This window comes from Aurantibacter sp. UH7 (assembly GCF_056839165.1).
Window position 1 is genome coordinate 4,197,984 of record NZ_CM166388.1, and the last position, 14,975, is coordinate 4,212,958.

Below are 14,975 nucleotides of genomic sequence, written 5' to 3' on the forward strand. Positions count from 1 at the left end.
TTTAAGTTTCAAATGGACAAATTATTCAAAAGTGGTATATGCTTCCACACCAAAAGTAACAGCATCAATACCTGCAGTTTCCTCAGATCTATTTACTCGAATACCAATAGTTTTCTTCATAATTGTCATAATAATAAAAGTTACAATAAAAGATAGAGTACCAATTACTAAAACCCCGATGGTCTGTGTTATTAGCAAAGAAGTCCCTCCGCCATAAAATAGTCCACCTTCCGCGGCAAATAAGCCAACAGCTATTGTTCCAAACAAACCATTAACACCATGAACAGCAATTGCACCAACAGGGTCATCAATCTTAACCTTGTCAATATACAATACAGCAACATCTACCAAGATACCGGCAATTAGACCAATTATTAATGCTGATCCCGGTTCAAAAACGTTGCAACCTGCAGTAACTGCTACTAGTCCAGCGAGTACACCGTTAATTGTCATAGTAATATCTATTTGTCCATATCTAAAATAAGTGTAGAATATAGTCGAAGCTCCACCTGCAGCCGAAGCTAAGAATGTATTGGTAGCTATTGTACCAATTAGTTCCCAATTTCCAACGGCACCGAGAGTAGAACCTGGATTAAATCCAAACCATCCGAACCAAAGAATAAAACCACCAACTGCAGCAAGTGGTAAATTATGACCTGGTATGGCAACTGGTTTTCCCTTTTTACTATATTTTCCTAATCGCGGTCCTAAAACTATTGCTGCTGCCAAAGCGGCAAATCCGCCCATAGCATGTACTGCGGCAGAGCCAGCAAAATCATTAAAACCTCTAACAGCTAACCATCCATCCGGATTCCAAACCCAATTTGCTGCAAGCGGATACATTACTGAACAAAAAATAATTACGAAAATGGTATACGCCCAAACTTTCATACGTTCCGCAACTGCCCCTGATACTATAGATATTGCTGCGATTGCAAAGCCAAGTTGTATAAACCAAAACAATTTATTGGAAACGGTTAATCCTAATCCTAAATCAGAATCTGTTATTCCAATATCAAAAGCAAACCAACCATTAGACGATCCATAGGCAATTCCGAAGCCGACCGCATAAAATGCTAAGCCTCCAAAAATAATGTCAATTATTACTTTAGCAATAATGCTCATTGAATTTTTAGCACGTACAAACCCAGCTTCAAGTAGCGCAAAACCGCCTTCCATTAAAAAAATAATTGCGGCACATAATGATACCCATACAGTATCAATAGCGGAAATAAGTTCTGATTGTTCGAGGGTGATAATAGCTGCTTCTTGCATTTAATAGGTTTCTTTTGGTAGGTTGTTTAAATCTTATTTTTTATTAAAACGAAGCAATATAGGCTAATAAATATCTAATTTATCAATATTTTAATATAAATATCTAAATATTCGCAAATTTTGAAAATCAAATGGACAAAAACATGTAACGTTTATGTTGAATTATTTTTTAAAAAAACATAATTGAAGTCTATTTATCGCTACAAATCATCAACTTAGAATTGTTTTTTACTAATGAAGTAGGCGATTAAAATTTAGAGCTTAATAATAGATGCCCCTATTTATTATTGATAAATTGGAACGTGAATTAATTCTTATTTTTAGAACTTACAATTAAACCAAATCAATGAAAAGCATTCCATTTTATATTATTTGCCTAATTTTTTCAATTTCTTGTAAGCAACAATCCCAAAAAGGACTAAAATCTGATGAAATAATAAAGACGAAACCCATTCATGCATTAAACAGTAATGAGATTCAGATTGGTGATAAGACAATTGCTATAACAGGAGTAATACTTATAGACGGTACAGGAGCTACACCTCAATCGAATTCGATGGTAATTATTAAAAATAATATCATAGACTATGTAGGCGAACACTTAAGAGAGAATATCCCAGAAGATGCAGAAATTATAGATGCCACGGGTATGACATTGCTACCTGGACTCATAGATGCACATTTTCATGGCGAATCTGGTGAAATCACTAATTTGTTTTTAAAAAAGGGGGTGACCTCGGTGCGTGATCCAGGAGCTTGGAACTCCTCTTATGATGCCGCTAGGAATTCAGATAAAAACATACCGAGATTATTCCTTACTGGGCCACATATTGATAGCTACCCACCAGCATACCCCAAAAACTCTTATTTAATACAAGATTCATCAGAGGGGCGTAGTGCTGTAAATATGTTTGCAGACGAAGGGGCAACTGCAATTAAAGTATATTATAGATTATCTATTGATAAAATAAAAGCCATCTGCGAAACAGCGCATGAACGTGGTATTCCAGTTACGGCTCATTTAGAAATTTCTAATATGTATGATGCCATTAATGCTGGGTTAGATGGCATCGAGCATATTACTTCTTTTGGCGCTTCATTGCTAAATGCTGAAGATGCTGAAAATTATAAAAACTTAATTCTGGCGGATAATAATGCCCGTAGAAAAGGACGTTATGATGTGTGGAATACTTTAGATATTGATAATAACGGTAAAGTTGATTCTATTGTCCCTTTTTTAGTGAAGAAAAAAACATTTGTTAGCCCAACGCTGGCTGTTTTTGAAAAACAATATGCTAAAGCCGACAGTGCTGAAGTTAATGCCTTTGCCAATATGCTAAAGTTTGTGGGTAGAATTAATAAAGAAGGGGGTACTCTAGTGGTAGGTTCACATACCTTTGCGCCTTATGCAGAATTTGGTTATGCTTATTATAGAGAGATGGAATTACTTAAAGCTTCGGGACTAAGCAACATGCAGGTCATTGAAGCTGCGACACTTACAAATGCGAAATTTTTCAGAATCGAGGATAGATTAGGAAGTATAGAAAAAGGCAAGGTTGCAGATTTAATACTATTACGTGAAAATCCCATAGAAAGTTTAGAAGCCATGAATACTGTTGACAAAGTTATGCTTAATGGAGTTTTTATTGAAATTCAGTAATTGTTTATAATCATTTCTTGAATTAAGTTAGTTGAATATTTAATATGCTGAACTTTAAGAAAAAATTAGTTAAGATTTAGTAATACTGATTAATGTCATCGTTTTTCATTTAATAAAACGCCAAATTTGATACAAGAAATATTAAAAACTTGTACCATGGACGCTCTAATAGATTTTGAAAGTAAAAAAGAATTTAATGTATTTGTTGCAAGTACATTCTCAGGTTTAAAGCAATATAAAGAGGCTAATAATAAGCAAGATTTCAACGACCTTTTGTTAAAAACATTCTCTCAAGTAAAGCGATATATTACGAAGAGATTGAGTGACGCCATTGCAAAAGATATTCTTCCAATGGGAAAATATAAACCCGACGATTTTATAGATCAATTATTTATAGAAGTATACGATCATTTTGATTGGGTTGAAAATAGTAAAGATTTGCACCCATTTCTATTTAGAAAAGCAGATGAACTATTAGAAGACAAAATAGCGGACGAAGAATTTGATGATTATTTCTTTTCAAACATTGACGATTTTACAAAACCTGAATGGGATGAAATGGAAGAAAAATTCAGTACCGATGGTGATGGTGATTTTGTTATGCTTGAAGAATTAGATGATATATCCTACAATAAAAATGATTACTTATTAAATCACGTTTTTATTGAAGATAATAGTGATGAACTAATAACTCAACTAGATAAGAATATAAGTGAGGAAAATGTTAAGAAGCATATAGCTATGGTATTTCATAATTTACCCGTATCAATGCGGAAAGTATATGAACTGGCAACAGATTTTCAATTTAGCCTAGAGGAAATTGCAGTTATTAGAAAACAAAGCTTAGAAGAGGTAAGCGAAATTTTAGAAAAAGCCAGACAAGTTCTTAAAACTAGTCTTTTAAATAGATTCTCGTAAAGGAATACTGATTTCAACTTTTTAAATTGATTTCTATTTTATTTTTTGTAATACGAACAACTGATAATAAAAGGATATAAGTGGTAGCATTTATATCCTTTTTTTTTGATGAAATATCACTGATTAAGTCATTAGTAAAAGTGAATTGTACGATGTTTTGAAATCTTCAATAAATCTTCAGGATTGATCATTTACCAATCTATATGTAATTTTCAAATAGCAATATAATGGTAGTATTCTCGTTCTTTTTTTACCTTAAAACAAAACCATAATTATGAAAAAGTCCCCCTTTAATTACATTATAATTCTTTTAATTTCAAATATTATTGTATTCGGCTGCTCAAATGACGATGAGCAACAAACCACAAATCCAGAACAGGAGGAACAAGAAGAACAACAGGAACAAGAAGAAGAGGAGGAAGAACAAGAAACTACCATTGAAATTACAGCAGAAGATTTTAGTAGTGCTATAAATGAAAATGAAGAAATTGAGACGAGTTTGGGAACTGTAGAAGTAACAACTAATGAAGGCACTTTGATTTATAGCATAGTCTCTCAAATACCAGAAGGTGCAGTAGCTATTAATTCAGAGACTGGTGAATTAACTATATCCGATGTAAGCGTATTCGATTACGAAACAAATACAAGTGTTACTGGAGTTGTTAAAGCACTCGTAGAAACAACATCAGAGACATTAGATTTTACAATAACTATTAACGATGTTGAAGATGCTGAATTAACCATTACTTCTTCAAATGAATTTTCAATTGACGAAAATTCAGAGAATGGTACTATAATCGGCACTGTTTCTGCAATTACAGATTCATCTTTAGAACTTGTTTATACTATCGAAACAGTTAGTCTTACTGATGCTATCACAATTGAATCATCAACAGGAGTCATTTCTGTAATTGATAGTGATAAAATCGATTTCGAAACAGTACAATCTATTTCAGCCACGGTAGTAGTAACTATGGGTGAAGTAAATGCAACTCAAGAAATAACTATTTCAATAACAGATCTAGTTGAACCAATAAGTGTAATCACATTTGCTGGTTCTACAGAAGGTTATGTAGATGGAGATATTTCTGTAGCTACTTTTGATAGACCAACAGGAATGGCAATGGATAACAATGGTAACATATATGTTACGGAGTATGGTAATCACACTGTTCGTAAAATCACTCCTCAAGGTATGGTTTCAACATTAGCCGGAGGGTTTAATGGCTTTCAAGATGGGACTGGTACTGATGCTCGATTATTTCGTCCATCAGATATTATAATGGGTAACGATGGTTATCTTTATGTAGCAGATACATGGAACAATAGAATTCGAAAGATAAGTTTAAGTGGCGTGGTAACTACTGTAGCTGGTAGTACAGGTGGCTATGCGGAAGGCACCGGAGCAAATGCAAAATTTAATAAACCGTCAGCATTAACTATGGATGCTGCTGGAAATATTTATGTTGCAGATTTAGAAAATCAAAGAATTCGAAAAATTGATCCGAATGGTTTAGTATCTACTTTAGCTGGTGGCACAAATGGATACGATAATGGTACCGGTTCAGCAGCCCAATTTAAAGACCCAACGGGTATCGTTATTAATGCAGATAATGAGCTGCTAGTTTCCGATTATTTTGGAAGAACTGTTCGTAAGGTTACACTTAATGGGGTAGTAACAACTTGGGCAGGTACTTCTGGCTTATCAGGTTCATTCGATAGAACAAGGTTAAATAGTACTTTTGGTACTCCAAACGGAATTGCTATAGATAACCAGGGTGATGTTTTAGTATCCTGTGCTACGCATGATAATATTCGTAAAGTATCAATTACCGTAGATGAAGTAACCACAGTAGCTGGTATGAGTAATACAAGTGCAGGTCAGTCTGGTGATGTAGATGGAATAGCTTCTGAAGCTAGATTTTACGAGCCTGCGGGAATGCTTGTAGCTCCTGATGGAACTATTTATGTTGCAGATTACGAAAATCATAAAATTAGAGCAATCAAATAAGCTTTAAAGGACTTAGTCTGCAGAATTATAAAAAATAAAAGAGGCTATCTAATAATTATTGGTCAGCCTCTTTTATTATAAAAACATAAGTTTTATTCCTCTTCAGCAGCTAGAACATCTGCCATTTCTAACTTTTCATCCATTTCATTATTTACGGGCAAAGAATCCTTTATGGCTGTAAATTCTTTTAAACGTTGCATTTCATCTTCTTCACCAGAAAAATATGGGAATACATCCATAATAGGAGATTCCGAAATAGCCGGAACTGTATAATCTCCCATAGTACCTTTCATTACACCAATTGTATTGTCATAAGCCTCCTTTACATCATTAGCTTGAACTAATAGATACATATTAGTTTTACGCTCTTTACCACTTTCTTCATCAAAAGCAATTAAAGATACTTTAGACTTAAACCATCTGTCAGAATTCTCAAAGGGGTGAATTTCAGCATAATTAGCTACCTTAATATTTGTGATCTTAATTTCTTCACTATCACTTAAATACACCGACATTTCTTCAGTTATTCTACTTTCTGCTTCTGTGTAAGAAATTGCATCCACCAAAAATGGTTCTGTTTTCACCTTTTGTGTTCCAGATGTTTCATCAAGTTTTCTATATTTTACTTTACACTCGTACCACGTTGCACTCATTATATTTTGTTTTAGGGATGCCAAATATAGAGTTTAGCTTTAGCCTAAAAAGTCGAAATTTAGAATAGATATTCACAATTTTACTGCGAAATTTATATCGCTTTTAGCCTGAGGGAGTTAGGTGTTTTTTAAGAAAGAATTATACTTTTTCAAAGTAACTAAAACCTATTAATATTTGTTGAGTTACGTAACTTTGTTCTTTGTAAAGTGTTATCCTTAGAATATGAATACAAGTGTCATCTTTTACTTTTTAAAATATGAGTAAACAATTAACAGCTTATTCCATTTTAGAACTGGCATTGGTTTCTGAAGGCCATACACTTAAGGAAACATTTAATAATGTCACAAAGTTAGCCCAACATGCCGAAGAATATGGCTATACACGTTATTGGTTGGCAGAACACCATAATGCATCCAACATTGGTAGTAGTGCTACCGCCGTATTAATAGGGAATGTTGCTGAAGGAACTAAAACGCTAAGAATTGGTTCAGGTGGCATAATGTTACCGAACCATTCACCTTTAATAATTGCAGAACAATTTGGAACACTCGGATCATTATATCCAGATAGAATTGATTTGGGTTTAGGACGTGCTCCAGGTACTGATAGAGAAACTGCACAAGCCATACGATCCGATTTTATGCAGGCGGCACAATCTTTTCCTTTAGAACTAGAAAAGATAGAAAGGTATTTCTCTAAAAATAATGCAATAGCTAAGGTACGTGCTACTGTAGCGGAAGGTGTAGCGGTGCCAATTTATATTTTAGGCTCAAGTACAGATAGTGCACATTTAGCAGCAAAAAAAGGACTACCGTATGCATTTGCCAGTCATTTTGCGACAACCCGTTTAAATGATGCATTAAAAATATACCGTGAAGAATTTCACCCATCTAGTAAATTAGAAAAACCATATGTTATGGTGGGTGTAAACATTATTATCGCCGACACCGATGAGGAAGCAGAACGCATAGCGACATCTTTAATTCGATTAATTGTTGGCATTTTTACAGGAAAAAGAGAATTAGTACAACCGCCGACTGCTATGACAGCTGACCTTAAGGAAATTATGCAAAATCCTCAGGTTCATCAAATGCTGAAATATTCTTTTATTGGTAGCAAGGCCACGGTAAAGAAACAGGTTAAGTCATTTATGGAACAGACAAAGGCTGATGAGCTTATTGCGGTAACTAATATTTATGATGTAAAAGATAGAATACGTTCTTATGAGTTATTTGCAGAAATCATGAAGGAGTTAAACCAAAAATAACAGTATAAAGCGTTTTTTAGTGTTGTAATAGATTTTACCAAATAACATAAAAATTATACTTAGCCAAAGTACAGAAGAAACTGTTTTTATGGTCAAAACAGCAACAAAAACAATAAGTATGAATATAGAACTAATAATTGCTATTTAGCAACCAATACTCTTCCAAACTTTCATTTCTTTTATTTTTTTTAATAATTTTAGACAATAAGTCTTTATGCTCTTGCATCTTATATTTATAAACTAATTTCGAAATAATTGGCACTAAACTTGTAACATCAACGGGTTTTAAAGTTTCAAATTTCCATTCTTCACCATTAACAACTGGCGTTAAATAACTTAGGGCCAATGATAAACTTTTTTTGTTCTTAGATTCATAGTACCACATATCCATGCCCACTTTATCTCCCAGCTCTGCAATAGAAGAGAGTGCTTGCAAATTAAAGCAACTATAAAAAAATGATCTAGTTCTTGCTAATTCATGTATTTGTCCTCCCACATTATTAAGCATATCATCCAAACTATTTTGAGCCAATTCTACTGTATTCTTTGTTAGCTCTAATTTACCCAAGTAATAAGCTAAAGAGGCTACCTGATATTTATACCACGAGCCATGATTGTTCTTCAGTAAACTTCCTTCAATTCCGATTTCACTTTTCGTAAGCCACTTTAAATAATCTGAGAACCATCGCATCATTTTTTTTTCATATGCTTTGTTCCAATGATTTGATTCAGAAAGTAAGTTTATGGCATCAGGAATATTAATTACGATGGATCTTCCATCTAAAATCCCATAAGGTCTTTTATTAGGATTTCCGGGAACACTCTGTGCAAATTCTAAATGTGGATTCATTAAAGTTTCTGGATTAATGAACCATGTATGAATCATATTAACCGCTCGTTTGGCATATTTTTCATTATCGGTAAAAAAATATGCCAAACTAAGTTTCCATATACTTTTCCCCATAAAACCTAATCTTTTCCGATCAACAGCATCCGTTTGTGTATCGGGGTTAGTTTTACCATCATGTCGCACCCATGGTAAACCATCTTTAGTATTTGGATTTGGCCACCAATATCTACTAATACTTAAATAATCATGTTTATTATTTGTGGGTGGTAAAATACTTTTATCCATTACCGTAGGCATTTTGCCATAAAGTAACTTATCTGCATCCTCTATTAATTTTAGATATGCCGCAATTGTTTCCTTGGATGCGGTTCCATTCTCAATCATTCTTTTTGATAGTGATAATCGCGTTGAATCGAGACGTATATATGGATTTGTATGAGCATAGGCACTAATAGCGCATATAAAAATTACGAAGTATAGTATTGGCTTTATTGCATATTTCATATATATTACTTGTTTGGCGATTTATCGTAAAAATATTAAATACCCATTCATTATTTCTTAAAATAAATCTGTTTAATTACGCATTTAATATTTGTTTAAAGAAATAAAGTTTAATGTATGTTAAAGAAATTACTTATTACTATTTTGACGCTAATTAATACTTGATATTATACTATTATAAGAATACTTGTATCAAAACCAGCTTATGATTTCTACTAAAAATATTTACTCAATACTTGTACTACTATTGATTTTTAGTGCCTGTAAAGAAAAATCAGCATCTAGCGAAACAATTGATGTTACTGAGTTAACTATCTCAGAAATACATAAGGCCTATGAACAAAGTGATTATAACAGTGTTCAATTGGTTCTGGCATATTTAAATCGAATAAATACGCTCGATAGTACTTTAAATTCTATTACTACAATAAATCCGAAGGCAATTGCCATTGCAGAATCACTTGATAAAGAATATCAAAAAACAGGTAAACTTCGTCCGTTACATGGTATTCCAATTATCGTAAAAGATAATATCAATACAGCAGGTTTACCAACAACAGCAGGGGCTTTAGCGCTAGCGAACTTTATTCCTGAAGAGGATGCATTTATCATCAAAAAACTTATAGCTGCTGGAGCCATTGTAATCGCGAAATCTAATATGGCAGAGTGGGCTTTTAGTCCCATGCATACAGAAAGCTCAACCGCCGGTACGACTAGAAATCCTTACAACACCGCCTATGTTCCAGCAGGTTCAAGTGGTGGAACCGCTGCCGCTGTTGCTAGTAATTTTGGAACAATCGGCCTTGGGACAGATACTGGAAATTCTATTCGTGGACCCTCTTCTCATTGTTCATTAGTTGGTTTCCGTACTACCTTAGGCCTTGTAAGTAGAAGCGCAATTGTACCGTTGTATTTAAGAAATGATGTTGTAGGTCCAATGGGTAGAACAGTGGAAGATGCAACCAGAATATTGGAGGTAATCGCTGGATACGATTCAGAAGATTCAATTACTAAAAATTCAAATGGAAAGATCCCAGTAAACTATAGTCAATTTCTCAAAAAAAACGGATTAGAAGGAGCACGTATAGGGGTTTTAAGGGAATTAAGTGATGATAATCCGGATTCCGAAATTAAAAACTTATTTGAGCAGGCGGTTTCTGATTTAGATTCGTTGGGAGCTACTATAATTGATCCATTAACGGTTCTGGGTTTTAATGAATTAAGACAAAATCAATGGTGCGCAACTTTTACAGAAGATGTAGAAACTTTTCTAAACACTTATGTAAAAAACGATACGGTAAAAACCATAGAAGATATTATACGAATAGGTAGTAATTCTGAATGGGCAGGCGAGCGTGTAAAACGTAATGCAGCACATAGTGGAAGATGGGAAGATTCTGAAATACCGTGTTTGGATGCGTATTCAGATACCAGACGAATTGCTTTTAGAGAAGCCATAGAAAATATGATGGATTCCCTAAAATTAGATGCAATTGTTTATCCTACATGGAATAATCAACCAGCTCATATAAATTTATTTGAAGAAGAATATAAAGGTGATAACAATCAAGTAATTAGCCCGCATACTGGTCAGCCAGCATTTACGGTGCCAATGGGGTTTACAAGTGAAAATCTACCTGCGGGACTCCAATTTTTAGGAAGAATGTATGATGAACCAATCTTAATTAAACTTTCTTATTCTTACGAACAAGGTACGAAACACAGAAAGCCACCATCAAATTATAATGATTAATTATGGTTTAAACGAATAACGTTGTTCTTCGGTAGAAGATGCTCGCAGAAGTTCATTAAAAGTTTTTATAGAATTAAAATCGCGTGTAATTGCAGCCGAAACTGCTATTCCAGATACTCCAGTTTTTAAAAGGTCTTCAACATCGGCCGTAGTTATACCTCCAACACCAAGAATTGGTGTTTCGGTTTGTAAAGCATCAATTATTGCAGTGTAGCCATTTAATCCTAAAACAGCGGGTATATTCGCTTTAGTACTGGTAAACCTAAAAGGACCTAAACTAATATAATCTATGGCCTTATTTAGCAAACTTTCGCAATCTTGCAATGTATTAGCTGTACCACCAATCATTTGCCAAGTATATAAGTTTTTTCGTGCTAGGGTAGGGCTGCTGTCTGTTTTTCCAAGATGTACACCATCAGCTTTTACCGTTTTGGTAATTTTATAATAATCATTTATAATCAATCTAGTCTGAAAATGAGCGGTAATTTCTCTAGCAGCTATAGCCACTTTTAATACTTTTTTCTCTGAAACATTTTTTAATCGCAGTTGAACCAATTCCGCTCCAGAAGTACATGCTTTTTGAATATTATCTAGTACCACTTTTGGTGTATCTCCTTGAGTAATATAATGCAGTTTAGGAATAATCATAAATAAACATAGCTATAAGTTGGCAAATATATGCCTTATAGAACGAACCCAAATTGAAATACAAAGCCCACTATAGTTGGCGAACTATTTAGTAGTTTTCATTAATGGAAAGTGTACCTCCACTTTATCATGCATGGTATAAAATCGAAATTTATCACCATCAGGAACCAATATACCACTAGATCTATTCTCACCCATAATTGGATTTTCACTGTATTTAGTCCAATTTATAAGGTCTTTAGAAGCGGCAATATTCATAGACCACTCATGCCAATCTTCAAAAGCAGTACTATGATAATAGGCGTAATACCATCCTTTATATTTTATTATTTGGTTTACGGCAACCCCGTATTTATCATAAGCTTCCGGCCCCATCTCAATTACAGGGTCATCCTGTACATTAGCCCAAATATTTAAGTCCTCAGATGTCGCCAACCAAATACCTAAATCACCCCGTTCGTAAAACAAATACCACAAATTATTTTCTCTCCATACAGTTGGTGTTCCATAAGCACCTTCACTTAATGGTTCACCATTAGTTGTCCTGATATCTAAAGAACCATGGTCTTCCCAATTTATACGATCTTTAGAACTAAGCCGGTGTGCAATATCACCTTTCCCTTCAGCAAACATGTGATAGGCATCATTTACTTTAATGACCATCATGTCTTCTGTCCAACTTTCATTAAAAATTGGTTTGTCGCTATATCGCTCCCAAGAAATACCATCCTTAGAAGTAGCATAACCTAAAGCTAATGGTACTTTTTCAGTACTTAAGCCCGTGTACCACATGTGGTAGGTTTCACCTTCTTTTAAAATATAACCACGTTCACGTATATTTTTATCCCAAGTAGATTCACCTGTTCCTTTAAAAACAGGATTTTCTGAATAACTCTTGAATTTCACCAATTCTTCAGGAAAGGGAATTGGTTCTACTTCAATCACTTCATTTGTAGTTACTGCGTTTGTTTTAACTTCTTTTTTCATATTGGTTTGACAGCTACAAAATAGAAGTAGTGCACTAAGCGATATACAATATAATTTCATTAAAATCGAATATTTAAGTTACATACTATTCTTAACCTTGAAGGTACTAAAGTCCTTCAAAAGTATTGATGGTTTTAATTTTTATAACATTTATTCAAATATTTCACCATCTGGTACAGTTTATGCTGCCAAATAGGTGAATATGATTGAAAAAATTATATCTTGCAAGATAATTAAAACGTACCCTTAAATAAAATAATGGCTAAATCTCAACAAACATTTAATAAAACAGAAAAAGAGAAAAAACGTTTAAAAAAACGTGAAGAGAAGAGAAAGAAGATGGAGGCTCGTAAAGCAAAAGCTAAGGAGTCTGACAAAAAAGGTATTCAATTCGCCTATGTAGATTATAATGGTAATTTAACAGATACTCCTCCAGATCCGTCTTTAAAAGTTGAAATTGATGTTGAAGATATTGCTATTAGTGTTCCTAAAACATTAGCTGAAGATATTGAAGAAATCGACCCAATTAGAAAAGGAACAGTTTCTTTTTTCGATTCTTCTAAAGGATTTGGTTTTATTATTGATGCTGAAGATTCAGAAAAATACTTTACTCATGTAAGTGGTTTAATTGATGAGATTGCCGAAAACGATAAAGTTTCTTTTGAACTTGAAAAAGGAATGAAAGGCTTAAACGCAGTAAGAGTTAAATTACAATAATAGTATTAGCTTATTAGGCTAATATCACTCCAACAATAAGATTTACAAATTTATATATAACAGTACCAAAACAATTGGTGCTGTTTTTTTATGTCTAATTATTAGAAATAAAAAAATAGGATGGTTAGCCCAAATTATAAAAACATTTTATAGCTTTTATTCAAAATAGTCTTACTAAAACCTAAACGAATAAACAGTTTATTTATGCTAGCGCTAATCATAATTACCTATACTTTTCTTACACCACATAAGCATTTACTTGCACACTCAAATTTCCCTTTTCCATAGTTATAACCGATATTTGAAATATACTTATCAATCTCATTCAGGTTGATTCTAATGATTTATATTCATGAGGATTATTCTCTTCTTTGTTTTTTTAATTGGTTTCACAAATTCATTTCAAGCTCAGGCTCCGGAAGCTAATCAATTGGTTAAAATACATGAAGTGACAACTACTGAAATGAATAGTATTTCAAGTCCGCTTATTGGTTCATTTTCGTACAATACCTCACTTAATAAAATGTTTATCTATAATGGTACTGAATGGGTCGAAATGACTACCGGTAAAACTGCATATCCAGGGCATTTTATAATAAACAATACTGGCTCTCAAACCATATCTGGTCTGCCTTTTAAACCCAGTTATATTATATTTTCAGGTCATCCAAATATTCAAACGACAACTATAAATTCGGATAATGGAGTTGGAAATAATAGTAATACAACAGTAAACACTTTTGGTACAATGAATGGTTATTCTAGAAATGATAATGGATCAATTAATCAACAAGTAACCTTTGTTGGTGGTAACGCATCTTCAATCAATGATATATCTAGATATGCTAATTCTGGAGAATGCATAGGTGTTCGGTATGCAAATTTCAATGGTGATAATCTTGGACTAACCACAGCAATTCTTACAGGATTTACATCAGACGGATTTACCATAAATGTTAATAACTATACAGATAATTTAGTAGTAATGTTCACTGCGTATGAATAGTTATTATGATTCATAACTAGGCAATGTCGGACCGTAGCGAATATTAATACAATTGATTTAAACAATATATATGAGGCCTATTTTCTATTTAGCATTCTTAATTTCAACAATATTCTCGTTAAAAGCACAAGTTCCTCAAGCTAACGAATTAGTTAAAATTCATGAAGTAACTACTACGGAAATGAACAATATAACCAGTCCAATAATGGGTTCATTTGTTTATAATACGACTGTAAATAAAATGTATTTTTTTGATGGAACTGCATGGACACAATTCAAATCTGGTCGAACTAGTTATCCAGGACATTTCATTATTAATGGTACTGGTTCACAAACAATTTCTGGTCTTCCATTTGAACCCAAAGCCGTCGTATTTTCAGGGCATCCCAATATTGAAACAACAACAATTAATTCAGACAACGCTGTTGGGAACAATAATAATACTTTACAAAATTCATTTGGTACTATGAATGGTTATGCCAGAAATGACAATGGCACCATTAATCAGCAAGTGATTTATGTGGGCGGTAATGGTAATTCCATAAATGATATTTCTCGATATGCAGATGACGGAGAATGTATTGGGGTTCGTTATGGCAACCAAAATGGCGACCAAGTAGGTCTTACTACAGCAATTCTTACTGCCTTTACTACAGACGGATTTACAGTTAATGTAAATAACCACTCCGATAATTTAGTTATAACCTATACAGCCTACGAATAAC

General features: G+C 33.5%; 13 protein-coding genes. 8 read left to right on the forward strand and 5 right to left on the reverse strand.

What is annotated here, in order from left to right:
• Positions 1-21 precede the first annotated feature (21 nt).
• Entirely contained in the window at positions 22-1,275 is a 1,254-nt protein-coding gene (locus UH7x_RS17800) for an ammonium transporter (protein WP_482361273.1), read from the reverse strand.
• 346 nt (positions 1,276-1,621) lie between these two features.
• On the opposite strand from UH7x_RS17800, the gene UH7x_RS17805 reads away from it, so the two are divergent.
• From UH7x_RS17805 to UH7x_RS17815, 3 genes are all read left to right on the forward strand, one after another.
• Entirely contained in the window at positions 1,622-2,935 is a 1,314-nt protein-coding gene (locus UH7x_RS17805; protein WP_482361274.1) for an amidohydrolase family protein, read from the forward strand.
• 156 nt (positions 2,936-3,091) lie between these two features.
• Positions 3,092-3,853 (forward strand): sigma-70 family RNA polymerase sigma factor, encoded by a 762-nt coding sequence (locus tag UH7x_RS17810; RefSeq protein WP_482361275.1) that lies wholly within the window; start codon positions 3,092-3,094, stop codon positions 3,851-3,853.
• 274 nt (positions 3,854-4,127) lie between these two features.
• Positions 4,128-5,864 (forward strand): NHL domain-containing protein, encoded by a 1,737-nt coding sequence (locus UH7x_RS17815; protein ID WP_482361276.1) that lies wholly within the window; start codon positions 4,128-4,130, stop codon positions 5,862-5,864.
• Positions 5,865-5,956: 92 nt separating this feature from the next.
• On the opposite strand, the gene UH7x_RS17820 is transcribed toward UH7x_RS17815, so the two are convergent.
• On the reverse strand, positions 5,957-6,517 hold the full coding sequence (locus tag UH7x_RS17820) for a DUF4494 domain-containing protein (protein ID WP_482361277.1): 561 nt from the start codon (positions 6,515-6,517) through the stop codon (positions 5,957-5,959).
• 257 nt (positions 6,518-6,774) lie between these two features.
• Here UH7x_RS17820 and UH7x_RS17825 point away from each other — a divergent pair, with 257 nt between their 5' ends.
• Positions 6,775-7,785 carry an LLM class flavin-dependent oxidoreductase gene (locus UH7x_RS17825; protein WP_482361278.1) on the forward strand — a complete coding sequence of 337 codons (1,011 nt, stop codon included), beginning with the start codon at positions 6,775-6,777 and terminating at the stop codon, positions 7,783-7,785.
• Positions 7,786-7,915: 130 nt separating this feature from the next.
• On the opposite strand, the gene UH7x_RS17830 is transcribed toward UH7x_RS17825, so the two are convergent.
• Positions 7,916-9,139 (reverse strand): alginate lyase family protein, encoded by a 1,224-nt coding sequence (locus tag UH7x_RS17830; protein WP_482361279.1) that lies wholly within the window; start codon positions 9,137-9,139, stop codon positions 7,916-7,918.
• A gap of 205 nt (positions 9,140-9,344) precedes the next feature.
• Here UH7x_RS17830 and UH7x_RS17835 point away from each other — a divergent pair, with 205 nt between their 5' ends.
• Complete coding sequence (locus UH7x_RS17835; protein ID WP_482361280.1) at positions 9,345-10,892, forward strand: amidase; 1,548 nt, start codon at positions 9,345-9,347, stop codon at positions 10,890-10,892.
• Here the strand turns inward: UH7x_RS17835 and thiE are convergent, their stop codons facing one another.
• The gene (gene thiE, locus UH7x_RS17840; RefSeq protein ID WP_482361281.1) at positions 10,893-11,540 is read right to left on the reverse strand and encodes a thiamine phosphate synthase; all 648 of its coding nucleotides are present in this window, start codon (positions 11,538-11,540) and stop codon (positions 10,893-10,895) included.
• Positions 11,541-11,624: 84 nt separating this feature from the next.
• Positions 11,625-12,527, reverse strand: coding sequence for a glycoside hydrolase family protein (locus tag UH7x_RS17845; RefSeq protein ID WP_482361282.1), 903 nt, complete (start codon positions 12,525-12,527; stop codon positions 11,625-11,627).
• A gap of 258 nt (positions 12,528-12,785) precedes the next feature.
• Here UH7x_RS17845 and UH7x_RS17850 point away from each other — a divergent pair, with 258 nt between their 5' ends.
• The 3 genes from UH7x_RS17850 (at position 12,786) to UH7x_RS17860 (ending at position 14,974) form a co-directional block, all read left to right on the forward strand.
• Entirely contained in the window at positions 12,786-13,244 is a 459-nt protein-coding gene (locus UH7x_RS17850; RefSeq protein WP_482361283.1) for a cold-shock protein, read from the forward strand.
• Between the two features lie 352 nt (positions 13,245-13,596).
• Entirely contained in the window at positions 13,597-14,250 is a 654-nt protein-coding gene (locus tag UH7x_RS17855) for a hypothetical protein (protein WP_482361284.1), read from the forward strand.
• 70 nt (positions 14,251-14,320) lie between these two features.
• Complete coding sequence (locus tag UH7x_RS17860; protein WP_482361285.1) at positions 14,321-14,974, forward strand: hypothetical protein; 654 nt, start codon at positions 14,321-14,323, stop codon at positions 14,972-14,974.
• Position 14,975 lies beyond the last annotated feature (1 nt).